The 22,444-nt window shown below is 71.5% G+C and carries 21 protein-coding genes; 13 read left to right on the top strand and 8 right to left on the bottom strand.

What is annotated here, in order from left to right; all coding sequences use genetic code 11:
- Positions 1-2: 2 nt before the first annotated feature.
- The 4 genes from ABR737_RS13335 to ABR737_RS13320 form a co-directional block, all read right to left on the bottom strand.
- Entirely contained in the window at positions 3-716 is a 714-nt protein-coding gene (locus ABR737_RS13335; RefSeq protein ID WP_350250393.1) for a hypothetical protein, read from the bottom strand.
- A gap of 122 nt (positions 717-838) precedes the next feature.
- Positions 839-1,690, bottom strand: a complete 852-nt coding sequence (locus ABR737_RS13330; protein ID WP_350250392.1) for a thioredoxin domain-containing protein — start codon at positions 1,688-1,690, stop codon at positions 839-841.
- Positions 1,691-1,790: 100 nt separating this feature from the next.
- Positions 1,791-2,444 (bottom strand): hypothetical protein, encoded by a 654-nt coding sequence (locus ABR737_RS13325; protein WP_350250391.1) that lies wholly within the window; start codon positions 2,442-2,444, stop codon positions 1,791-1,793.
- A 120-nt stretch (positions 2,445-2,564) separates the two neighbouring features.
- On the bottom strand, positions 2,565-3,923 hold the full coding sequence (locus ABR737_RS13320) for a DUF2252 domain-containing protein (RefSeq protein WP_350250390.1): 1,359 nt from the start codon (positions 3,921-3,923) through the stop codon (positions 2,565-2,567).
- Positions 3,924-4,157: 234 nt separating this feature from the next.
- Between ABR737_RS13320 and dnaE the strand changes: the two genes are divergently transcribed.
- Positions 4,158-7,715 carry a DNA polymerase III subunit alpha gene (dnaE, locus tag ABR737_RS13315; protein WP_350250389.1) on the top strand — a complete coding sequence of 1,186 codons (3,558 nt, stop codon included), beginning with the start codon at positions 4,158-4,160 and terminating at the stop codon, positions 7,713-7,715.
- A 136-nt stretch (positions 7,716-7,851) separates the two neighbouring features.
- Here dnaE and ABR737_RS13310 read toward each other — a convergent pair whose 3' ends face one another.
- Positions 7,852-8,031 (bottom strand): hypothetical protein, encoded by a 180-nt coding sequence (locus ABR737_RS13310; protein WP_350250388.1) that lies wholly within the window; start codon positions 8,029-8,031, stop codon positions 7,852-7,854.
- Positions 8,032-8,304: 273 nt separating this feature from the next.
- Here ABR737_RS13310 and ABR737_RS13305 point away from each other — a divergent pair, with 273 nt between their 5' ends.
- The 4 genes from ABR737_RS13305 (at position 8,305) to ABR737_RS13290 (ending at position 12,451) form a co-directional block, all read left to right on the top strand.
- On the top strand, positions 8,305-9,606 hold the full coding sequence (locus tag ABR737_RS13305; RefSeq protein WP_350250387.1) for an NYN domain-containing protein: 1,302 nt from the start codon (positions 8,305-8,307) through the stop codon (positions 9,604-9,606).
- A gap of 160 nt (positions 9,607-9,766) precedes the next feature.
- Positions 9,767-10,699, top strand: coding sequence for an ABC transporter ATP-binding protein (locus ABR737_RS13300; RefSeq protein ID WP_350256772.1), 933 nt, complete (start codon positions 9,767-9,769; stop codon positions 10,697-10,699).
- 73 nt (positions 10,700-10,772) lie between these two features.
- The gene (locus ABR737_RS13295; protein ID WP_502964313.1) at positions 10,773-11,597 is read left to right on the top strand and encodes an ABC transporter permease; all 825 of its coding nucleotides are present in this window, start codon (positions 10,773-10,775) and stop codon (positions 11,595-11,597) included.
- 68 nt (positions 11,598-11,665) lie between these two features.
- The gene (locus tag ABR737_RS13290) at positions 11,666-12,451 is read left to right on the top strand and encodes an ABC transporter permease (protein WP_350250386.1); all 786 of its coding nucleotides are present in this window, start codon (positions 11,666-11,668) and stop codon (positions 12,449-12,451) included.
- 102 nt (positions 12,452-12,553) lie between these two features.
- On the opposite strand, the gene ybaK is transcribed toward ABR737_RS13290, so the two are convergent.
- The 3 genes from ybaK to ABR737_RS13275 form a co-directional block, all read right to left on the bottom strand.
- Positions 12,554-13,048 carry a Cys-tRNA(Pro) deacylase gene (ybaK, locus tag ABR737_RS13285; RefSeq protein ID WP_350250385.1) on the bottom strand — a complete coding sequence of 165 codons (495 nt, stop codon included), beginning with the start codon at positions 13,046-13,048 and terminating at the stop codon, positions 12,554-12,556.
- Positions 13,049-13,101: 53 nt separating this feature from the next.
- A complete protein-coding gene (locus tag ABR737_RS13280) occupies positions 13,102-13,851 on the bottom strand; it encodes an LON peptidase substrate-binding domain-containing protein (RefSeq protein ID WP_350250384.1) in 750 nt (249 codons plus the stop codon).
- 821 nt (positions 13,852-14,672) lie between these two features.
- Positions 14,673-16,274: an oxidoreductase gene (locus ABR737_RS13275; RefSeq protein WP_350250383.1), complete on the bottom strand. Its 1,602-nt coding sequence runs from the start codon at positions 16,272-16,274 to the stop codon at positions 14,673-14,675.
- A 263-nt stretch (positions 16,275-16,537) separates the two neighbouring features.
- Here ABR737_RS13275 and hisD point away from each other — a divergent pair, with 263 nt between their 5' ends.
- From hisD to hisF, 8 genes are all read left to right on the top strand, one after another.
- Positions 16,538-17,860: a histidinol dehydrogenase gene (hisD, locus tag ABR737_RS13270; protein WP_350250382.1), complete on the top strand. Its 1,323-nt coding sequence runs from the start codon at positions 16,538-16,540 to the stop codon at positions 17,858-17,860.
- Positions 17,836-18,987, top strand: coding sequence for a histidinol-phosphate transaminase (locus tag ABR737_RS13265; RefSeq protein ID WP_350250381.1), 1,152 nt, complete (start codon positions 17,836-17,838; stop codon positions 18,985-18,987). Before hisD ends, ABR737_RS13265 begins: the two co-directional genes overlap by 25 nt.
- On the top strand, positions 18,984-19,577 hold the full coding sequence (gene hisB / locus ABR737_RS13260; protein WP_030085936.1) for an imidazoleglycerol-phosphate dehydratase HisB: 594 nt from the start codon (positions 18,984-18,986) through the stop codon (positions 19,575-19,577). The genes ABR737_RS13265 and hisB overlap by 4 nt, the downstream gene beginning before the upstream one ends.
- Before the next feature lie 122 nt (positions 19,578-19,699).
- On the top strand, positions 19,700-19,864 hold the full coding sequence (locus ABR737_RS13255; protein ID WP_167392733.1) for a CG2302 family histidine operon protein: 165 nt from the start codon (positions 19,700-19,702) through the stop codon (positions 19,862-19,864).
- Positions 19,855-20,511, top strand: coding sequence for an imidazole glycerol phosphate synthase subunit HisH (hisH, locus tag ABR737_RS13250; RefSeq protein WP_350250380.1), 657 nt, complete (start codon positions 19,855-19,857; stop codon positions 20,509-20,511). Before ABR737_RS13255 ends, hisH begins: the two co-directional genes overlap by 10 nt.
- Positions 20,511-21,242 carry a bifunctional 1-(5-phosphoribosyl)-5-((5-phosphoribosylamino)methylideneamino)imidazole-4-carboxamide isomerase/phosphoribosylanthranilate isomerase PriA gene (priA, locus tag ABR737_RS13245; protein WP_088797211.1) on the top strand — a complete coding sequence of 244 codons (732 nt, stop codon included), beginning with the start codon at positions 20,511-20,513 and terminating at the stop codon, positions 21,240-21,242. The genes hisH and priA overlap by 1 nt, the downstream gene beginning before the upstream one ends.
- Positions 21,243-21,272: 30 nt before the next feature.
- A complete protein-coding gene (locus ABR737_RS13240) occupies positions 21,273-21,680 on the top strand; it encodes a Rid family hydrolase (protein WP_311623411.1) in 408 nt (135 codons plus the stop codon).
- Positions 21,677-22,441 (top strand): imidazole glycerol phosphate synthase subunit HisF, encoded by a 765-nt coding sequence (hisF, locus tag ABR737_RS13235; protein ID WP_350250379.1) that lies wholly within the window; start codon positions 21,677-21,679, stop codon positions 22,439-22,441. Before ABR737_RS13240 ends, hisF begins: the two co-directional genes overlap by 4 nt.
- Positions 22,442-22,444 lie beyond the last annotated feature (3 nt).

The following is a 22,444-nucleotide window of genomic DNA, read 5'->3' as shown; positions in this document are numbered from 1 at the left end:
GGTCAGGCGCCGGCCGGGCGGGGCGGGCCGCGGCGCCGTACGCAGTGCACGAGGAGGGGGAGCGGGCGGGCCGGCGGCAGTGGATGCAGCGGCCGGATCAGCCGGCGGGGCGGGGCGGGGGCCGTGGTGCGCACCGCGACCGCGGTGCGCAGGGGGCGGAAGGCACCGGCCGCGGCGGCGCGCAGCAGGGCGTCCAGGGCGGCATCTCCGCGGTGCAGCCAGGCCGCGGCGAGCAGGCCGACCGCGACATGGGCGGCGAGCAGCAGCCAGGGGGCCGCCGCGGGGACGGCCGGCGGCAGCGGCGCGCCCGGATGGGCGGCCGCCCGGGCCAGCGGTGTGCCCCATGTGCCGCCCCGGCACAGCAGTTCGACGCCGACCGAGTGCAGCGGGCCGGTGACCGGGCCGCCGGCCGGTCCGTAACAGGTGTGCTGCCCGGCGGTGAAGACGGTGTCGGCGGCCAGTTCCAGCGGCACCAGGAGCGCGGCGACGGCGCCGAATCCGCGCTCCCGGCCGGTCAGCGCATAGGCGGCGGCGAAGATCCCGGCGCAGATCGCGACGACTGGAGCGGGCGGTAACGGGTGGTGCGAGAGCAGCACATGGGAGGCCGTGGAGAGGGCGGTGCACAGCGCGGTGAACAGTGCCGCCCGCAGCGCCCTGAGCTGAACTCCCGGCGCGGCCGCCGGCCGGGCCCCGGGGCGTATTCCCGTCGCCTGCATGACGGGAGTCTGCCATGTGCACGGCACGGGCCCGGGTCAAGATTTGGCATCGGCCGGCGTGCACGGAGCACGCCGGCCGCGGGGTACGGCACGCGGCCCGGTCACCGGCCGGGCCGCCCGCGTCACTTCTTCAGTGCCTTGTCCACCATGGAGTTGAAGGCGGCCACGCTGGACGGTGCCACCTTGCCCTGCGGGCTGTCCGTGCCCAGCACGGTGTCATTGAGCTTGATCGTCGGGGTGCTGGTGACGTCCTTGACCGCGCTGAAGGCGTCGGACATCTTCAGTGCCCACCGGTCGTAGGTGCCCGACTTGACGGCCTTCCGGAAGGCCTCGTTGCCCTTGAGCGCCGGGATGGTGTCGGCAACCTTGATCAGGTAGCTGTCGTCGGCGAACTTGTCCGGGCCGGTCTCGTCCGGGTGGAACTCCTTCGAGTACAGCGCGTACTTGTACTTCAGGAAGGCGTCCGGGCTGACGTCGAGGGCGGCGCCCAGGGCGCTCAGCGCGTTCTTGGAGCCGGTGCCCTTGAGGTTGGCGTCGAGGAACGTGCCCAGGTGGTAGGACGCCTTGTACTTGCCGTCCTTGATGTCCTTCTCGACGGTGGACCCGGCGGCCTGCTCGAAGCCCGCGCAGCCGGGGCAGCGCGGGTCCTCGAAGAGGTCCAGGGTGTTCTTGGCGTCCTTCTTGCCGACGACGACCGTGGTGCCGTCCTTGCCGCCGGCGTTCTGGGGCTTGACCAGCGGGGCCTTCGCGGCCTTCGCCCAGTCGGTGCTGTCCCCGGCGGCGGCGGAGCTGCTGCCGCCGTCCATGGAGGAGACCGCCACCCCGATACCGCCGGCGATCGCCAGGACGCCGACGATCGCACCGCCGACGATCAGCTGCCGGCGGATCTTGTCCTTCTTCGCCTGCCGCTCACGCTCGGCGCGCAGCCGTTCGCGGGCTGCCTGCTTGTTGGTCTGGTTGTTGCGGTTGCTCATGACTGTTCCTGCTCTGTGAAGATCCGTGAGACGGGAGATACGTGCGGTCGAAGGCGTACGCACCCGGCGCGGGCGCACGTCGGCCCGCGCGGCCGAAGGCCTACGCGGCCAGTGCGCAGGGCGGTCCACGGCGCACGACGCAGTGCACGAGCAGGGGAACGGCGCGGGCGGGGTGCCCGGGCCGTACGGGGGCGGGCACCGGGCGGCGCGGTGCGGCACCGGAGACGATGACCGCGACGGCGATCAGCAGCGGGCGGAAGGCGAAGCCCGCCACCGCGCCCAGCAGCTGGTGCAGCGCTCGCTCGCCGCGGCGCAGCCAACCCGCCGCCAGCAGCCCGGTGCACACATGCGCCGCGAGCAGGACGAGCCAGGTGACCACGGGCGCGGAGCCTTCAGGGGACAGCCGCGCCAGCGGTGCGCCGAGGGGGTCGCCACCGCACAGCAGATCCAGCGAGTGCAGCGGGCCGGTGACGGGGCCGCCGGCCTCTCCGTAACAGGTGTGCTGCCCCAGGCTGAAGGCCAGATCGGCGGCCAGCTCCAGGGGGACCAGCAGCGAAGCGATCCGCCCGAAGCCGCGCTCCCGGCCGGCCAGCGCATAGGCGAGGGCGAACACGGCGGCACTGAGCGCGGCGACGAGGCTCAGCGGCAGCGGCATACGGGACAGCAGGACGTGTGACCCCGCGGACAGCGTCACGCACAGCGCCGTGAAGAGCGCTGCGCGCAGTGCCCGCAGGTGTGCCACCGAGATGTCCATTGCAGCCGAGTGTGCCATGGGCCGGGCTAAGCGGCGGCTAAGGGGGACCGGTCCCGTACGCACCGGTGCATACGGTGCGTACGGCATGCGCCGGCCCCCGGCCTCCCGGCACGCTCCCCCTTACAGGCCCGGGATCCGCCCGTTGCGGAAGAGGTCCACGAAGATCTGGTGGTCGCGGCGGGCGCGGGCGCCGTAGGAGTGCGCGAAGTCGACCAGCAGCGACGCGAAGCCGTCCTCATCGGCGGCGATGGCCGCGTCGATGGCCCGCTCCGTCGAGAACGGCACCAGGGAGTGCCCGCTCTCGTCGTCCGCGGCGGCGTGCATGGTGGCGGTGGCCCGGCCCAGGTCGGCCACCACCGCTGCGATCTCCTCCGGGTCGTCGATGTCCGACCAGTCCAGGTCGACCGCGTACGGCGAGATCTCGGCGACCAGCTGGCCCGCGCCGTCCAGTTCGGTCCAGCCCAGCCACGGGTCGGCGTGATCCTGCAGGGCGCGCTGCGAGATCACCGTGCGGTGGCCCTCGTGCTGGAAGTAGCCGCGGACCGCGGGGTCGGTGATGTGCCGGGAGACGGCCGGGGTCTGCGCCTGCTTCATGTAGATCACCACATCGTTCTCCAGGGCGTCGCTGTTGCCCTCGAGCAGGATGTTGTACGACGGCAGGCCGGCCGAGCCGATGCCGATGCCGCGGCGGCCCACCACGTCCTTGACGCGGTAGGAGTCCGGGCGGTCCAGGCTCGACTCCGGCAGCGTCTCCAGATAGCCGTCGAAGGCGGCGAGGACCTTGTAACGGGTCGCCGCGTCCAGTTCGACGCTGCCGCCGCCCGCGGCGAAGCGGCGCTCGAAGTCGCGGATCTCCGTCATCGAGTCCAGCAGTCCGAACCGGGTCAGCGAGCGGGCCATGCGCAGCGCGCCCAGCAGCGGTCCCTCGGCGGTGTCCAGGGTGAAGGGCGGCAGCTCGTCCCGGTCGGAGCTCTTCGTCCCCGAGGCCAGCGCGTGGATGCGCTCCCGGTAGGCGGCGGCGTAGGTGCGCACCAGGTCGGTGATCTGCTTGTCGCTGAGCGCCTTGGCGTAACCGATCAGCGCGACCGAGGCGGCGAACCGCTTGAGGTCCCAGGTGAACGGCCCGACATACGCCTCGTCGAAGTCGTTGACGTTGAAGATCAGCCGGCCCGTGGAGTCCATGTACGTGCCGAAGTTCTCGGCGTGCAGATCGCCGTGGATCCACACCCGGCCGGTCTGCTCGTCCAGATACGGGCCGCCGTCCTTGCCGCCGTCGTCCTGCGCGGCCTCCAGGTCGCGGTAGAACAGACAGGCCGTGCCCCGGTAGAAGGCGAAGGCGGAGGCGGCCATCTTCCGGAATTTCACACGGAAGGCTGCGGGGTCGGCGGCGAGCAGTTCCCCGAAGGCGGTGTCGAAGACGGCGAGGATTTCCTCGCCGCGCTGCTCGGCGTCCTGCGCCGGGGCGTGCTGGGACGGCATCGCTGGGTGCCTCCTGAGGTGCGGAAGGGGTACGGAGAGCCGTGGCGGAGTCCGTCGCGGATCTGCCACTGACAACGCGCGAGGCTACTCGTCGGTGCCCGCCGATTGTCAGTGGGGAGTCGTAGACTTCGAGACCGTCTCACCCATCCGCCGCCGACCGTGCACCGGTCGTCCGGCCACCGTCCCCCCGCCGAGGCGCTTCGCGCCGTTCCGTACTTTTGGAGGTCCCCCGCCGTGGCAGCCTCGTCCAGGCCCCCCTTCACGCACCTGCATGTCCACACCCAGTACTCACTGCTGGACGGTGCGGCGCGGCTGTCGGACATGTTCAAGGCGTGCAACGAGATGGACATGACGCATATCGCCATGTCCGACCACGGCAACCTCCACGGCGCGTACGACTTCTTCCACTCGGCGCAGAAGGCCGGGGTGACGCCGATCATCGGCATCGAGGCGTATGTGGCACCGGAGTCGCGGCGGCTCAAGCGCAAGGTCCAGTGGGGCCAGCCGCACCAGAAGCGCGACGACGTCTCCGGTTCCGGTGGTTACACCCACAAGACGATCTGGGCGGCGAACAAGACCGGTCTGCACAACCTCTTCCGGCTGTCCTCGGACGCGTACGCCGAGGGCTGGCTGCAGAAGTGGCCGCGGATGGACAAGGAGACCATCGCCCAGTGGTCCGAGGGCCTGATCGCCTCCACCGGCTGCCCCTCCGGTGAGCTGCAGACCCGGCTGCGCCTGGGCCAGTACGACGAGGCGCGCAAGGCCGCGGGCGAGTATCAGGACATCTTCGGCAAGGACCGGTATTTCCTGGAGCTGATGGACCACGGCATCGAGATCGAGCGCCGGGTCCGCGACGACCTGCTGAAGATCGGCAAAGAGCTCGGCATCCCGCCGCTGGTCACCAACGACTCGCACTACACCTACGCCCACGAGTCCACCGCGCACGACGCGCTGCTGTGCATCCAGACCGGCAAGAACCTCTCCGACCCGGACCGCTTCCGCTTCGACGGCACCGGCTACTACCTCAAGTCCACCGACGAGATGTACGCCATCGACTCCTCGGACGCCTGGCAGGAGGGCTGCGCCAACACCCGCCTGATCGCCGACCAGATCGACGTCTCCGGGATGTTCGAGAAGCGCGACCTGATGCCGAAGTTCGACATCCCGGAGGGCTTCACGGAGGTCACCTGGTTCCAGGAGGAGGTCCGGGTCGGCATGCAGCGCCGCTTCCCGGGCGGTGTCCCCGAGGACCGGCAGAAGCAGGCCGAGTACGAGATGGACATCATCATCCAGATGGGGTTCCCCGGCTACTTCCTCGTGGTCGCCGACTTCATCATGTGGGCCAAGAACAACGGCATCGCCGTCGGCCCGGGACGTGGCTCCGCGGCCGGTTCGATCGTGGCGTACGCCATGGGCATCACCGACCTCGACCCGATCACCCACGGGCTGATCTTCGAGCGGTTCCTCAACCCCGAGCGTGTCTCCATGCCCGATGTCGACATCGACTTCGACGAGCGCAGGCGCGTCGAAGTCATCCGGTATGTCACGGAAAAGTACGGCGCCGACAAGGTCGCCATGATCGGCACCTACGGCAAGATCAAGGCCAAGAACGCCATCAAGGACTCCGCGCGCGTCCTGGGCTATCCGTACGCCATGGGCGACCGCCTCACCAAGGCCATGCCCGCCGACGTCCTCGGCAAGGGCATCGACCTCAGCGGCATCACCGACCCCCAGCACCCGCGCTACAGCGAGGCGGGTGAGATCCGGGGGATGTACGAGAACGAACCGGACGTGAAGAAGGTCATCGACACCGCCAAGGGCGTCGAGGGCCTGGTCCGGCAGATGGGTGTGCACGCGGCCGGCGTGATCATGTCCAGCGAGCCCATCGTCGACCACGCCCCGGTCTGGGTCCGGCACACCGACAACGTCACCATCACGCAGTGGGACTACCCCCAGTGCGAGTCGCTGGGCCTGCTCAAGATGGACTTCCTGGGCCTGCGCAACCTCACCATCATGGACGACGCCGTCAAGATGGTGCGGAAGAACAAGGGCGTCGAGCTGGAGATGCTCACCGTCCCGCTGGACGACCCCAAGACGTACGAAATGCTCTGCCGCGGTGACACCCTCGGCGTCTTCCAGTTCGACGGCGGCCCGATGCGTTCGCTGCTGCGGCTGATGAAGCCCGACAACTTCGAGGACATTTCCGCCGTCTCGGCCCTGTACCGCCCGGGCCCGATGGGCATGGACTCGCACACCAACTACGCGCTGCGCAAGAACGGCCTCCAGGAGATCACCCCGATCCACCCGGAGCTGGAGGAGCCCCTCAAGGAGGTCCTCGGCCTCACCCACGGCCTGATCGTCTACCAGGAGCAGGTGCAGAAGGCCGCCCAGATCATCGCCGGGTACTCCCTCGGCGAGGCCGACATCCTCCGCCGCGTCATGGGCAAGAAGAAGCCTGAGGAACTGGCGAAGAACTTCGTCCTCTTCCAGGAGGGCGCGCGGAAGAACGGCTTCTCCGACCAGGCCATCCAGGCCCTGTGGGACGTCCTGGTCCCCTTCGCCGGCTACGCCTTCAACAAGGCGCACTCCTCCGCGTACGGCCTGGTCACCTACTGGACCGCCTACCTCAAGGCCAACTACCCGGCCGAGTACATGTCCGCGCTGCTGACCTCGGTGCGCGACGACAAGGACAAGTCGGCGGTCTATCTGAACGAGTGCCGGCGCATGGGCATCAAGGTGCTGCCGCCGAACGTCAACGAGTCCGAGGCCAACTTCGCCGCCCAGGGTGACGATGTGATCCTCTTCGGCCTCACCGCGGTCCGCAACGTCGGCCAGAACGTCGTCGACTCGATCATCCGCAGCCGCAAGGCGAAGGGGAAGTACCTCTCCTTCCCCGACTACCTCGACAAGGTCGACGCGGTCGTCTGCAACAAGCGCACCACCGAATCACTGATCAAGGCCGGCGCCTTCGACGAGATGGGCCACACCCGCAAGGGCCTGACGGCGCACTACGAACCGATGATCGACAACGTCGTCCAGGTCAAGCGCAAGGAGGCCGAGGGGCAGTTCGACCTCTTCGGCGGCTTGGGCGACTCCGGCGACGGCACTTCCGAGGGCCCCGGCTTCGGCCTGGACGTCGAGTTCTCGGACATCGAGTGGGACAAGACCTATCTCCTCGCCCAGGAGCGCGAGATGCTCGGTCTCTACGTCTCCGACCACCCGCTCTTCGGCCTGGAACACGTGCTGTCCGACAAGGCGGACGCCGCCATCGCCCAGCTGACCGGCGGCGACTACTCCGACGGTTCGATCGTCACCATCGGCGGCATCATCTCCGGCCTGCAGCGCAAGATGACCAAGCAGGGCAATGCCTGGGCGATCGCCACCGTCGAGGACCTGGCAGGCTCCATCGACTGCATGTTCTTCCCGGCGACCTACCAGCTGGTGTCCACCCAACTCGTCGAGGACACCGTGGTCTTCGTCAAGGGCCGCCTCGACAAGCGGGAGGACATCCCGCGGCTGGTGGCCATGGAGATGATGGTCCCCGACCTCTCGGAGGCCGGCGCCAACGCCCCCGTGACCATCACCATTCCGACGGTCAAGGTCACCCCGCCGATGGTCGAGAAGCTGGGCGAGGTGCTGACCAGCCACCGCGGCTCCACGGAGGTGCGGATCAAACTGCTGGGAGCGCGCAAGACGACCGTGCTCCGGCTGGACCGGCACCGGGTCACGCCCGACCCGTCGCTGTTCGGCGATCTCAAGGTGCTGCTCGGCCCGTCCTGCCTGGCGGGCTGACCACCGGCCGCCGACCGTCAGGCGCCGCGAGGCAGAGCCCCGGGGCAGCCGGGACCTTGACGACAGGCCCTACCCCGAGGGGCGCGCCCGAAGTGGACGCGCCCCTCAACCTCTGTGCGGCGTGGATCAGTTGAGATCAGTTGTGACCGAAGCGCCGCTGGTGCTTACGTGCAACATCTGCCGGGCTGCCCTGCGCCTGCGACCGCGACTGGGACTGTGCCTCCAGGCTCGACTTCTGGGCTTCCTGCTGGCCGCGCTCGGCCGCGGACGCCGTCTTCTGCTGCTGACTGTGGTCCTGCTTCTTGTCCTTGGCCATGATCGTGCCTCCTGAGGGGGGAATCTGGGATCGGGGCCGGAACCAGACTTACACGCCGGACAGAGCGCTGCATTTCGGGCAATTACCCTGCGTTAAAGGGTTGATCACACGCTGTACTCAAGATTCTTGCCGAATCCGCCACGCCGAAGATCGAGTTCGGGCAGTTAACGCCCGCGGGGTCGGGCAGACTCGAAGGACAACCGAAGAAAACTCGTGCCACGGGCCGAGCCGGGGGGCGACCGGACATCAGCACCTCAGGGAAGAGGGTGGATCGTGGATCGCTGTGTCGTCCTGGTGGACGCCGGGTATTTGCTCGGCGCCGCGGCGAGCCTGCTCGCCGGAGAGCCCGCCCGTTCCCGGATCACGGTGGATCACGCCGCCCTCATCCAGGGACTGCGCCAGCGCGCCGAGGCGGACACCGAACGCCCGCTGCTGCGGATCTACTGGTTCGACGGCGCCCCCGACCGCGTCCCGCAACCCGAGCACCGCAGGCTGCGGGTGATGCCCCGGGTCACCGTCCGGCTCGGCGCCCTGACCCGCAGTGACGGCCGCTGGGCGCAGAAGGGCGTGGACGCCGCGATGCACGCCGAGCTGACCGAACTCGCCCGTAACCGCGCCTGCTCCGACATCGTCCTGGTCACCGGCGACGGCGACCTCCTGCCCGGCCTGATGTCCGCCAAGGAGCACGGCGTCGCGGTCCACCTGTGGGCCGTCCAGGCCGCGGACGGCGACTACAACCAGTCCGAGGACCTGGTCGCCGAGGCCGACGAGCGGCGGGTGCTGGACCGGACCTGGATCACCCGCGCGGTCCGCGCCAAGGAGTTCGGCGGCCCCTGCGCCCCGCCGCCGGTGCCGCGCCCCGAGATCGCCGCGATCCTCTCCGCCCCGCTGCCCGAGTCCGCGGTCGCCGCCGCGGCAGCCGCCGCCTCCGGCCCGGAAGCCGCCGAGCACGCCCACGAGCACAGCGGCGCCAACGGCGTCTCCCGGCCGCCGGCCGGTGCCGCCGGCGCCCCGGCCGCCGCAGAGGATCCCGGGGCCGCGGGCTCCCGGGGCGTCCCCACCCCCAAGGATCTGGCCGGGCTGGGTCGCGCCCACGCCGGGGGCCAGGGACCCGCGGGCCCCGGCGGCTCCGCCCCGCAGGCGCCCGCGGCCGGCGCCACCCTGCGCTGGTCGTCCGACAAGGGCTGGGTCGAGCGCGGCGGCCCGGTCGGCGAACCCTCCGAGACCGCGGCCCTGCCCACCCTCGCCCAGCTCACCAGCGCCGAGCAGCGCTGGGCCGACCGCGAGGAGGACATCACCGCCGTCAGCGGCGACCCCTTCGAGGTCGGCCAGGTCTTCGCCCGCCGCTGGACCGACCGGCTCTCCGACACCACCCACCTTCAGCAGCTGTCGACGGAGTACCCGCGCATCCCGCACCGCATCGACGGTGAACTGCTGCGCTACGCCGCCCGGTTCGGACTGCTGGCCCACAAGGACGACCAGATCGACGAGCACGACCGCTATGCGATCCGGGCCGGATTCTGGCGCGAGGTCGACCTGCGGACGGCCGCCGAGCACGCCCCGGCCGGGGACTGACCGGCCCGAAAGACCCTGCCCGGCCCGCCCGCCGGAGCCCCGCGGCCCGGAGGCGGGCCGGGGACGCGTACCCTCATAGCTCGTGAGGACGGGCGCAAAACAGGTGGAGCGCGGGGTGCCGGTGTGCGCCGTGCGGGACCTGGTCAAGACGTACCCCGCGATGCGCGGGCGCCGCGGGGCGGCACGGCCGTCCGCCGTACGCGCCAACGACGGCATCACCCTGGACGTGCACCGCGGCGAGATCTTCGGGCTGCTCGGCCCCAACGGAGCCGGCAAGTCCACCCTGGTCCGCCAGCTGACCGGACTGCTGCGCCCGGACTCCGGCAGCATCTCCGTACTGGGCCACGACCTGGTGCGCCACCCGGAGCGGGCCTCCCGGCTGCTGGGCTACCTGGGCCAGGAGTCCACCGCCCTGGACGAGATGACCGTCGCGCTGGCGGTGGAGACCACCGGCCGGCTGCGCGGCCTCGGTGCCCGTGAGGCGCGCGCCGAGCGGGACGACGTGATCGGCGAGCTGGGGCTCGCGGACCTCACCGGACGGGCGCTGAAGAAGCTGTCCGGCGGGCAGCGGCGGCTGGCCTGCCTGGCCACCGCGCTGATCGGCGAGCGGCCGCTGCTGGTGCTGGACGAGCCGACCACCGGGATGGACCCGGTCGCCCGGCGCGCCGTGTGGGCCGCGGTGGACCGGCGCCGGGCCGAGCGCGGCGCCACGGTGGTGCTGGTGACCCACAACGTCCTGGAGGCCGAGAGCGTGCTCGACCGGGTCGCGGTGATCGACCGGGGCCGGGTCATCGCCTGCGACACGCCCGGCGGGCTGAAGGAAATGGTGAGCGACGAGGTCCGGCTGGAGCTGGTGTGGCGCGACCGCCCGCCGCTGGAGGTGCCCGAGGTCGCCGCCCTCGAAGCCGCCGCGCACACCTCGGGACGTCGCTGGACCCTGCGCCTGCCCGCCGACCGGGCCCGTTCCGCCGTCGCCGCGGTCACCGCGGGCCCCGCCTTCGCGGCCCTGGACGATTTCACGCTGGCCACGCCCAGCCTGGAGGATGTGTACCTCGCCCTGGGGGGCCGGGCGGAGGGACTGGTCAAGGCGTGACGGGCGTGAACGGGGAGCGGTGCGGCGGACGTATGGAGTACCACGGGGGCAGCGAGGAAGGCGTGGTGACAGCGTGAGTGTGGTTCCCGTGCAGGCGGCGGCCGGGGCGGCCCCGGAAGCCGGGGCACGGCCCGAGGAGGCCGCCGCGCCGCTGGCGCCGCGCGCCCGCCTGGTGCCCGCGCTGGCGGCCGTCTACCGCGCCCAGCTCTCCCGGGCCCGGGTCGCACGGATCCCGCTGCTGTTCGTCGCCACCTTCCAGTCCATCGGGATCATGGTCCTGCTGCGCGGGGTGGTCGACGGCGGCGATCCGGCCCGGTCCGTGGTGTCCGGCTCCAGCGTGCTGGTCGTCGCCTTCGTGGCGCTCAATCTCCTCGCCCAGTACTTCGGCCAGCTGCGGGCCGGCGGCGGGCTCGACCACTACGCGACGCTGCCGGTGCCGCCGGCCGCCGTGGTGCTCGGCGCGGCCGGCGCGTACGCCTCGTTCACCGTGCCCGGGACGGTGGTCACCGCGGTCACCGGCTGTGTGCTCTTCCAGCTGCCGATGGCCCACCTGTGGGTGCTGGCCGCCGTGCTCCCGCTCGCCGGGGCGGCGCTGGCCGGTCTCGGCGCGGCCCTCGGCCTGCTCGCGCCCCGCCCCGAACTCGCCACGCTCTGCGGCCAGTTGGGGATGTCGGCGGCGCTGCTGCTGGGTGTGCTGCCGGCCGAGCGGATGCCCGAGATGATCGGCTGGGCCCGTGATCTGCTGCCCTCGACCTACGGGGTGGAGGCGCTGGCACGCAGCTTCGACCCGCATCCCGACTGGGTCGCGGTCGGCGCCGACCTGGGCGTCTGCGCGGCCGTCGGGGTGCTCTCGCTGGCCGTCGCCACCTGGGCGTACCGCCGGGCGGCCGCCCGATGACGGGGGCCACCACACCGAACGGCCGTCCTGCTTCCGGTCCCACCGGCCCCACCTGGCACGATGACGGGGTGACCGCACCGCTGACGCCCCCCGACAACCAACCGCCCGACGAGCCGCAGCACCCCGAGGCCGCGCCCGTCGCCGACCACGGCGGCCCGGTCGGCCCCGAGCTGGCCCGTGAGCTGCGCGAGGGCGCGCTGATCGCGCTCGTGGTCGCGGTGACCGGTGTGCTGCTCGGCCTGCTGTGGAACTGGCTCGCACCGCACATCCCGCTGATCGCGGACACCCGCAACGTCTACCTCAAGAACACCGAGGGCGAAGAGGCGATCGGCGCGGACGGCACCTTCGTCCTGCTGTCCCTCGGCTTCGGGGTGCTCACCACCGCCGCGGTCTTCCTCTTCCGCCGGCGTGGCGGGATTCCGCTGGTCGTGGCGCTGGTCGTGGGCGGACTGCTCGGCGCGGTGCTGGGCTGGATGACCGGCATGTGGCTGGGCCCCACCCCGGACGTGGCCGCACACGCCAGGCAGGTCGGCCCCGGGGTGTCCTTCAGCGGCCCGCTGCGGCTGCAGGCCAAGGGCGCGCTGCTGGCCTGGCCGATCGCCGCGATGCTCACCCAGCTCGCGCTGACCGGCCTGTTCGGACCGCGCGACCCGGAGCCGGAGGCACCGCACTGGCCCGGGGAGCAGCACGGGGACCACCACGACGATCAGCATGGCGGCGACCGGCACCACGACGACCGGCACGGCGACGATCATCTGCACGGGGACGATCAACACGGCGGCGACCGGCACGGCGGCGACCACCGCGATGCTCACGGGAAGCACCCCGGACAGCAGCCGCCCGCCGCGGGCTGACCTGTGCGGATCTCCGGGGCGGATCCCCGGGGCGGCCACTCCGCCCGGCCGCCCCGCCGCCCGCTCGTGCCTTCAGTGGCGGTGTCGTCAGCCGCGGTGCCGTCAGTCGCGGGCGATCGGCGCGAGGCGCGCCCCCGTGAGCGCCACCAGGTCCTCCGGCGACAGCTCGACCTCCAGCCCCCGCCGCCCCGCCGACACACAGACCGTCGGCCGGCCCTCTGCCGAGGCGTCCACGACCGTGGGCAGCCGCTTGCGCTGCCCCAGCGGGGAGATCCCGCCCCGGACGTAGCCGGTGCTGCGTTCGGCCGCCGCCGGGTCGGCCATCGTGGCCCGCTTGCCGCCCACCGCGGCCGCCAGCGCCTTGAGGTCCAACGACCCCGACACCGGGACCACGGCCACCGTCAACGCGCCGTCGACATCCGCCAGCAGCGTCTTGAACACCTGGTCGGGCGCGACCCCGAGAGCCTGGGCGGCCTCCTCGCCGTACGACGGCGCGGCCGGATCGTGCTCGTAGGAATGCGTGGTGAACGGGACGCCCGCCGTCGTGAGGGCGACCGTGGCCGGGGTGCCGACGGATTTCCTGGACTTCTTCGCCACCGTCTTCGTGCCTCGCGTCGGTCGGACCGGCCGAACCCGTGCCGGTGGGTCGTTCAGTTGGGGCTGGTCGGCTGCCGGGTCAGATCCACGGCCGGCAGCGACGGGAGCTTACCGAGCAGCGCCGACTCCTGGCGAAGGAGTTTCAGCTCCTGCCCCAGCCGGGACGCGGTGTCCGGCGCCTCCAGCAGCCGCTGCTTGGCGGGGACGTCCAGTACGGCCGCCGCGGCGACGAGATACGACAGCACCGAGGGATCGGCGGGTAGGTCCTGCCCGCTCGACAGGGTCCGCTCGTTCGCCCAGGCCAGCCGCTTCTGGTAGGTACGGAAGGCCCGTACGACGCCCGAGGCGAGCGCGCCGGCGCCCTCTCCCTCGCCGTCCTCCAGCTCCTCCAGCTCGCCGGTCAGATACGGCCCCGAGGCGTCCACCGACAGCAGCCGGAAGCGGGTGGTGCCGGTGGCAAGGACCTCGTAGCCGGTGTCGTCGTCGGAGGACTTCTCCCGGATGGTCGCCGCGTCGGCGATACACCCCACGGCGTGGAACGCCTGCACCGGGTCGTCGCCGAAGCCCGCCGCGGGGCCGTCCGCGGACGGCAGGGTGACATCGTCCGGCATGCCCTGCGCGGTGGGGGCGACCTCGCGGCCGTCCCGGATCGCGATCACGGCGAAGCGGCGGTCGTCCTCGGACACCGCGCTCAGATCACGCATCATCGCCCGGTACCGCGCCTCGAAGACGTTCAGCGGGAGCACGAGTCCCGGGAACAGCACCGAGTTCAGCGGGAAGAGCGGTAGGCGCAGGGAGGTCACAGCCCGTAAGCCTAGACGCTGCGCTTGGCTGTGCTCCCATGTGGGCGGGGATTCTGTGCCGACCGGGCTCCCCCACCGGCGTGGGCACCGAGGTTGCGGCCGCGCGGTCCGCTGCGCTTTGCCTTTGGCCCACGTTTTTGGCTTTCCCGCCGTGGGGGTTGCGCGCCGTTTGTCGCCCGCTGCGCGATGCGCTCGCCGTTGCGCTTGCGGCGGGCGGTGCCGCTGCGCGGGGCGGGGTCCGCTGCGCGGGGCTGTTGGGGTGCGGTGACGGGCCTGCGCGGGTGGGTGTCCGGACTGCTTCGCTTTACGTCCGGACACCCACCCGCTCCGGCCCGTCCCCTCCCGTTGGGTGGGTGGGAGAAGGCCGGTGGGGGTGCACGTAGCTGGTCCGGTGCTCGTCGTGGACGTAGGGGAAGGGCCGTGGGCACAGGCAAATGGCCGTGGCACGGGGAATGGGCTTGTGGCACGGGGAATCGGCTGTGATCGACGCCGCCCCCACTCACCTTCACTTACTCACTCACGGGAGGGGACGGGCCGGAGGGGCCTGGTGTGTGGACGTAAAGCGAAGCAGTCCACACACCAGGCCCCGGAGGTCCGTCACCGCACCCACAGCCCCGCGCAGCGGACCCGGCCCGCCGCTAGGCGCAACAAGAGAAACCCCCACGGCGGGAAAGCCGAAAACGTGCCGAGGCAAAGCGCAGCGGACGGGCCCGCCGCCAGGCGAAACGGCGGGCGCACCGCGAAGCGGGCGGAAAACGGCGCGTAACCCCCACGGTGAGAAAGCCGAAAACGTGGGCCAAAGGCAAAGCGCAGCGGAACGGCTATTGCCGCCTCAGGAGCCGCGACGCACCCGCCGCGACCGTCGTGGCGAGCACCCAGCCCGCCAGGATCAGCAGGGCGGCCGCCCACTGCGCGCCGCCGCCCGGCTTCCAGGCGGCGCCCTGATTGAGGTCGATCACCGGCAGCAGCAGGTCCAGGGAGTAGAGGTACGGATTCCACGGCGGCGCCTCGCCCGCCTTGAGGGGCGGCGGCGGGTACGTCGAGAAGTAGAGCGTGCCGATGGCCCACAGGATGGCCATCCACACCGCGGCCCGCCCCGGGCGGTAGCCGTAGGCCACCGTCCAGTCCTGCAGGAACCCCCAGGCCTTGGCCGCCAGCGGCAGCGTCTCGCGGCGCCGCCGCTGCTTGGCCAGCAGGACCTCGCGGGCTTCGGAGTCCTCGCCGGTGGTGCGCAGCGAGGCGGCGAGCATCTCGTACGGCTCGGGCGCGTACTCCGGGGTCGCCGCGGCCACCCATTGCAGCCGCAGCGCCAGCGGGAAGGGGCCGCGCGGGATCAGCGTCTCGTAGGCGAAGCCGGCCATCCACAGCCCGCCGAGCCCCGGCCAGCTCGCCGACTTGTCGATGAGGTTGACGACCCGGGCACCGGAGAGGATCACCCGGCCGCGCTGCGGCCGGTCGCACAGGAAGCGCAGCTCGGGCGTCTGGATGCGGCGCAGCGACAGCTCCTGGTCGGACTCCATGATGAAGCGGGCGTGTTCAAAGTCGACCGCGTCGCCGAACCGCCCGTCGTCCAGCCGCATCCCGCCCTCGCACTCGAAGCGCTGCATCCGGGTGCCGCGCGAGGGGGTGTGGGCGGTGCCGTACGGGGGAGTGGCGCTGCTGGAGAACGGGGAGTTGGCCAGGCCCGCGGCGGTGAGGTAGAGGGTGCGCTCGACGGTCAGCTGGGGGGCGTTCAGCGCCCGCCTGCCGAAGGGGTTGCTCAGCCGGCTGCCGCGCAGGCTCAGCGACACGCCGATGGTGGCGCCGCGCAGCGACAGCTCTCCGTAGGACTCCATCATCTCGGCCTGCAGGTCCTGGGCGACGGTCATCCCGTCCGCCGTGATGGACCGGCCCTGCCGGTCCTTGTGCACCACGGTCTGGTTGAGCATCAGGTCCGTGCCGATGTGCGCGTCGGTGAGCCGGACGCCGGAGTGCACCACACAGCGCGGCAGATGGAGATCGCCCTCGGTGTGCAGCCGGGCCGCCTCCAGCCGGGGTATCGCACAGTTCACCAGCCGCAGTGTGGTGAACCGGCTCTCCGGCAGCACCACCTCGGCCTCGAAGCGGCAGTCCCGCAGCTCCACGAATGGCTTGATCGTGCCGCCCGCAAGGTCGAGAGTGTCCGTGATGTACGCGCCGGTGAGCTCGAGCGCGGAGACCCGGCCCGGTTGCGGTGGCGGCCCGTCGAGCAGCAGTAACGCCACGACCCTGGCCCGCACCCGGCGCTCGGGGCCCCACAGATGCTGTCCGTGCGGATCGTCGCGCGCCGGGTCGCCGATGTGCAGATCGCAGGTGCTGCCGTTGCGGAAGGCCTGCCACATGCTCCATTCCGCCGATGTCAGCTGCAGGTCGGCGGGTGCGTCGCCGTCCCCGGGCTCGGTCACAGTGGTTCCCCCTTGCTCTCCCGTGGTGTGTCGCAACCTGTTCGGACGCATGGCGTGCACCGGTCGTGCCGCGTCCCACAGGCGTCCCCGTACGCCGTCACGTGGCCCTTGCCCGCCCCGTGACGGCTTGAACACGCGTGGTCAGGGCCAACTCCGGTCAACTTCCGCGGGCCCGGTCACGGGGTGTCCGGAGCGTGTGCCGCTGTGTATCACTGAGTGATACGGCCGCTCGGGCCCGGGAGCGGGTCTGAGACACTGGGAGGGTGATCTCCCGAATCGATCTGCGCGGTGACGCCCTCCCCGAGGGCGGCGCCCTGCGCGACCTGCTGCCCCGTGCCGAGTTCGACGTGGAAGCCGCCCTGGAGAAGGTGCGGCCCATCTGCGAGGACGTACGCCATCGCGGCACCGCGGCGCTGATCGATTACGCGCGGCGGTTCGACGGCGTCGAGATCGAGCGCGTACGGGTGCCCGCCGAGGCGCTGCGCGACGCCCTGGACGCGCTGGACCCGGCCGTGCGCGCCGCCCTGGAGGAGTCGATCCGGCGTGCCCGGATCGTCCACCGCGAGCAGCGCCGCACCGACGTCACGACCAAGGTCGTCCCCGGTGGCACGGTCACCGAACGCTGGGTCCCCGTCGAGCGGGTGGGCCTCTACGTCCCCGGCGGCCTCGCGGTCTACCCGTCGTCCGTCGTCATGAACGTCGTCCCCGCGCAGGAGGCCGGCGTCACGGGCATCGCCGTCACCTCCCCGCCGCAGAAGGAGTTCGGCGGCCGGCCGCACCCGACCATCCTCGCCGCCTGCGCCCTGCTCGGCGTCGACGAGGTCTACGCCGCCGGCGGTGCCCAGGCCATCGCGATGTTCGCGTACGGCACCGAGGAGTGCCTGCCGGTCAACCTGGTCACGGGCCCCGGCAACATCTACGTCGCCTCCGCCAAGCGCCTCCTCAAGGGCCGGATCGGCATCGACGCCGAGGCCGGGCCCACCGAGATCGCGGTGCTCGCGGACGCCACCGCCGACCCCGAGCACGTCGCCGCCGACCTGATCAGCCAGGCCGAGCACGACACCCTCGCCGCCGCCGTCCTGGTCACCGACTCCACCGAGCTCGCCGACGCCGTCGAGGACGCGCTCAAGCAGCAGGTCGGGGCCACCAAGCACATCGAGCGGATCACCGAGGCGCTGGCCGGGCGGCAGTCCGCCGTCGTCCTCGTCGACGGCATCGACGAAGGCCTCAGGGTCGTGGACGCCTACGGCGCCGAGCACCTGGAGATCCAGACCGCCGACGCCTCCGCCGTCGCTGCCCGGGTCCGCAACGCCGGCGCGGTCTTCGTCGGCCCCTGGGCCCCGGTCTCGCTCGGCGACTACTGCGCCGGCTCCAACCACGTCCTGCCCACCGGCGGCTGCGCCTGCCACTCCTCCGGCCTGTCCGTGCAGTCCTTCCTGCGCGGCATCCATGTCGTGGACTACTCCCGCGACGCGCTGGCCGAGGTCACCCACCATGTGGTGACCCTCGCCGAGGCCGAAGACCTCCCGGCCCACGGCGCCGCGCTGAAGGCCAGGTTCGAATGGAAGGTCCCGCAGAGCAAGTGAGCAGGCACGTGACCAGGATCGACGATCTCCCCATCCGGGACGAGCTGCGCGGCAAGTCCCCCTACGGCGCACCGCAGCTGGACGTCCCGGTGCGTCTGAACACCAACGAGAACCCCTACCCGCTGCCCGAGCCGCTGGTCGAGCGGATCGCCGAGCGGGTGACCGAGGCCGCCCGCCGCCTCAACCGCTACCCCGACCGGGACGCGGTCGAGCTGCGCACCGAGCTGGCCCGCTACCTCACCCGCACCGGCGGCCACGAGGTCACCGCCGACCGGGTCTGGGCCGCCAACGGCTCCAACGAGGTCATCCAGCAGCTGCTGCAGACCTTCGGCGGCCCCGGCCGCAGCGCCCTCGGCTTCGAGCCGTCGTACTCCATGCACGGGCTGATCTCCCGCGGCACGGGCACCGGCTGGATCTCCGGCCCGCGCAATGACGACTTCACCATCGACGTCGAGGCGGCCAGGGCGGTCATCGCCGAACAGCGCCCCGATGTCGTCTTCATCTGCTCGCCGAACAACCCGACCGGCACCGCCGTCGGGGAAGCGACCGTGCTCGCGCTGTACGAGGCGGCGCAGGCGGCCCGGGCGGACGGGGCCGGCGCCCTGGTGGTGGTCGACGAGGCCTACGGCGAGTTCAGCCACCGGCCCTCGCTGCTGCCGCTGATCGAGGGCCGGCCGAATCTGGTGGTCTCCCGGACCATGTCCAAGGCCTTCGGCGCCGCCGGACTGCGGCTGGGCTACCTCGCCGCCGACCCCGCCGTGGTCGACGCGGTGCAGCTGGTCCGGCTCCCGTACCACCTCTCGTCCGTCACCCAGGCCACCGCGCTCGCCGCGCTGGAGCACACCGACACCCTCCTGAAGTACGTCGAGCAGCTCAAGACCGAGCGGGACCGCCTGGTCACCGAGCTGCGGGCGGCCGGCTGCCAGGTCGTCGACTCCGACGCCAACTTCGTGCAGTTCGGTCTCTTCGAGGATGCGCATGCCACCTGGCAGGCGATCCTCGACCACGGCGTGCTGGTCCGGGACAACGGCGTACCGGGCTGGCTGCGGGTCACCGCCGGCACCCCGGCCGAGAACGACGCGTTCCTCGACGCGGTTCGCGCAGTACTGAAGGAGAGCAAGCGATGACCCGCGTAGGACGCGTGGAGCGTACGACCAAGGAAACCTCCGTCCTCGTCGAGATCGACCTCGACGGCAGGGGCGAGGTGGAGGTATCGACCGGTGTGGGCTTCTACGACCACATGCTCGACCAGCTCGGCCGGCACGGCCTGTTCGACCTCAAGGTCAAGACCGACGGCGATCTGCACATCGACACCCACCACACCATCGAGGACACCGCGCTGGCCCTGGGCGCCGCGTTCAAGCAGGCCCTCGGTGACAAGTCCGGTATCTACCGCTTCGGCAACTGCACCGTCCCGCTGGACGAATCGCTCGCGCAGGTGACCGTGGACCTCTCCGGCCGTCCGTACCTGGTGCACACCGAGCCGGAGAACATGGCGCCGATGATCGGCAGCTACGACACGACCATGACCCGGCACATCTTCGAGTCGTTCGTCGCCCAGGCCCAGATAGCGCTGCACATCCACGTCCCGTACGGCCGCAACGCCCACCACATCGTGGAGTGCCAGTTCAAGGCGCTGGCCCGCGCCCTGCGCTACGCCAGCGAGCGTGATCCGCGCGCGGCCGGGATCATTCCTTCCACCAAGGGAGCCCTGTAGCCCGTGAGCGACGCACGCGCGGCCGCCGGGCCGCAGATGACCACGATGCCCGCACCTCTGCGCCGCATGGGCGGAGATGGGGGTGCCCCCGGACGGAGTCTGGGGGAGAACAGGAGGATGCCGTGAACGGTCTGTCCACCGTCTTCATCCTCCTCGGGCTCTTTCTCCTCGGCGGTGTCTACTCGTTCTGGAAGCAGCAGCTGCCCAAGGGCCTGATCGTGCTGCTGTCCGTCGGTTCGGCGCTGTGCCTGCTCGCCGGCGTGCTGCGGCTGGAGGTATGGAATTGACCCCCTCGGCATCCCGTAAGAACGTCGTCGTCTTCGACTACGGCTTCGGCAACGTCCGTTCCGCCGAGCGCGCCCTGGCCCACGTCGGCGCCGACGTGGAGATCACCCGGGACTTCGACCGGGCGCTGAACGCCGAGGGGCTGCTGGTCCCCGGCGTCGGCGCGTTCGCCGCCTGCATGGCCGGGCTCAAGGAGGCCCGCGGCGACTGGCTCGTCGGACGCCGGCTGGCCGGCGGACGCCCCGTGATGGGCATCTGCGTCGGCATGCAGATCCTCTTCGGCCGCGGCATCGAGCACGGCGTCGAGACCGAGGGCCTGGACGAGTGGCCCGGCACGGTCGGCCCGCTCAAGGCCGAGGTCGTCCCGCACATGGGCTGGAACACCGTCGAGGCCCCCGGGGACTCGCAGCTCTTCGCCGGGCTGCCCGCCGACGCCCGCTACTACTTCGTGCACTCCTACGCGGTGCACGACTGGGAGCTGGAGGTCGGCAACCCGCACCTCACCGCGCCGACGGTCACCTGGGCCACGCACGGCGAGCGGTTCGTGGCCGCGGTCGAGAACGGCCCGCTGTGGGCCACCCAGTTCCACCCCGAGAAGTCCGGCGACGCCGGTGCCCAGCTCCTGACCAATTGGATCGAGACCCTGTAATGCCGAACGCTGCGAAGCTCGAGCTCCTCCCCGCCGTCGACGTCCGCGACGGCCAGGCCGTCCGCCTCGTGCACGGTGAGTCCGGCTCCGAGACCTCCTACGGCGACCCGCTGGAGGCGGCCCTCGCCTGGCAGCGGTCCGGCGCCGAGTGGCTGCACCTCGTCGACCTCGACGCGGCCTTCGGCACCGGTGACAACCGGGCGCAGATCGCAGAGGTCGCCCGCTCCATGGACATCAAGGTCGAGCTGTCCGGCGGTATCCGCGACGACGACACGCTCGCCGCGGCCCTGGCCACCGGCTGCCGCCGGGTCAACCTCGGCACCGCCGCGCTGGAGACCCCCGAGTGGGTCGCCAAGGTCATCGCCGAGCACGGCGACAAGATCGCGGTCGGCCTGGACGTCCGCGGCACGACCCTGCGCGGCCGCGGTTGGACCCGCGACGGCGGCGACCTCTACGAGACGCTGGCCCGCCTCGACTCCGAGGGCTGCGCCCGCTACGTCGTCACCGACATCAACAAGGACGGCACCCTCCAGGGCCCCAACGTCGAACTGCTCAGGAACGTCTGCGCGGCCACCGACCGGCCCGTGGTCGCCTCCGGCGGTGTCTCCTCGCTCGACGACCTGCGGGTGCTGGCCTCGCTGGTGCCGGAAGGTGTGGAGGGCGCGATCGTCGGCAAGGCGCTCTATGCAAAGGCGTTCACCCTCGAAGAGGCGCTGGCAGCAGTGTCGTAATTGTCGTAACGGCGAACGAAAGGCCGCATGATGACCATCGAGCGCGTACGGACCCCCAATCCCTGGGAAGAGAAGATCGGCTTCGCACGCGCCGTGGCGGCCGGCGACCGGGTCCTGGTCGCCGGCACGATGCCACTGGTCGACGGCGTTCTTGTGGGGGAGGGCGACCCGTACGAACAGACCAAGGCCGCCTTCACCCACGCGCTGGATGCGCTCAAACCCTTCGGCCTCGGCGCCGACGCGGTCCTGCGCACCCGTGTGTACCTCACCCACCTGCGCGATGTGGACGCGGCCGGCCGCGCCCACCGGGAGCTCTTCGAGGCCGCGCCGCCCGTTTCGAGCCTGGTCGTGGTCTCCGGCTTCGTCGACCCCCGTGTGCTGGTGGAAGTGGAACTGGAAGCTTTCCGAGAACTGTCAGAGAGGCCTGAACCGACATGACCCTGGCGGTCCGAGTCATCCCTTGCCTGGACGTCGACAACGGCCGGGTCGTCAAGGGCGTCAACTTCCAGAACCTGCGCGACGCGGGTGATCCGGTCGAGATGGCGAAGATCTACGGCGAGGAGGGCGCAGACGAGCTGACCTTCCTCGACATCACCGCCTCCTCCGGCAACCGCGAGACCACCTACGACGTGGTCCGCCGCACCGCCGAGCAGGTCTTCATCCCCCTCACGGTGGGCGGCGGCGTCCGCACCCCCGAGGACGTGGACAAGCTGCTGCGGGCCGGCGCGGACAAGGTTGGCGTCAACACCGCCGCCATCGCCCGCCCCGACGTGATCCGCGAGATCGCCGAGCGCTTCGGCAGCCAGGTCCTGGTCCTCTCGGTCGACGCCCGCCGCACCGACGCGGGGACCCCGTCCGGCTACGAGGTCACCACCCACGGCGGCCGCCGCGGCACCGGCATCGACGCCGTGGAGTGGGCCCACCGCGCCGCCGAACTGGGCGCCGGCGAAATCCTCCTCAACTCCATGGACGCCGACGGCACCAAGGACGGCTACGACGTCGCGATGATCGAGGCCGTCCGCAAGCACGTCACCGTCCCGGTGATCGCCTCCGGCGGCGCCGGCCGGCTCGACGACTTCGCCCCGGCCGTCGCGGCCGGCGCCGACGCGGTCCTGGCCGCCTCCGTCTTCCACTTCGGCGACCTGCGCATCGCCCAGGTCAAGGACGCCCTCCGGGGGGCCGGACACCCCGTGCGCTGACCG

The organism is Streptomyces sp. Edi2 (assembly GCF_040253635.1).
Lineage (GTDB): Bacteria > Actinomycetota > Actinomycetes > Streptomycetales > Streptomycetaceae > Streptomyces.
The sequence above is the reverse complement of the archived record's forward strand: the minus strand, read 5'-3'. Positions and strand labels throughout refer to the sequence as shown.

Coding starts and splice junctions, on each gene's coding strand:
- ABR737_RS13265 (WP_350250381.1), top strand. CDS start 17,836: ATGGAAGGTCCCGCAGAGCAAGTGAGCAGGCACGTGACCAGGATCGAC.
- hisB (WP_030085936.1), top strand. CDS start 18,984: ATGACCCGCGTAGGACGCGTGGAGCGTACGACCAAGGAAACCTCCGTC.
- ABR737_RS13300 (WP_350256772.1), top strand. CDS start 9,767: ATGCGCGGGCGCCGCGGGGCGGCACGGCCGTCCGCCGTACGCGCCAAC.
- ABR737_RS13335 (WP_350250393.1), bottom strand. CDS start 716: ATGCAGGCGACGGGAATACGCCCCGGGGCCCGGCCGGCGGCCGCGCCG.
- ABR737_RS13330 (WP_350250392.1), bottom strand. CDS start 1,690: ATGAGCAACCGCAACAACCAGACCAACAAGCAGGCAGCCCGCGAACGG.
- hisH (WP_350250380.1), top strand. CDS start 19,855: ATGGAATTGACCCCCTCGGCATCCCGTAAGAACGTCGTCGTCTTCGAC.
- ABR737_RS13320 (WP_350250390.1), bottom strand. CDS start 3,923: ATGCCGTCCCAGCACGCCCCGGCGCAGGACGCCGAGCAGCGCGGCGAG.
- ABR737_RS13325 (WP_350250391.1), bottom strand. CDS start 2,444: ATGGACATCTCGGTGGCACACCTGCGGGCACTGCGCGCAGCGCTCTTC.
- ABR737_RS13240 (WP_311623411.1), top strand. CDS start 21,273: ATGACCATCGAGCGCGTACGGACCCCCAATCCCTGGGAAGAGAAGATC.
- hisF (WP_350250379.1), top strand. CDS start 21,677: ATGACCCTGGCGGTCCGAGTCATCCCTTGCCTGGACGTCGACAACGGC.
- priA (WP_088797211.1), top strand. CDS start 20,511: ATGCCGAACGCTGCGAAGCTCGAGCTCCTCCCCGCCGTCGACGTCCGC.
- ABR737_RS13310 (WP_350250388.1), bottom strand. CDS start 8,031: ATGGCCAAGGACAAGAAGCAGGACCACAGTCAGCAGCAGAAGACGGCG.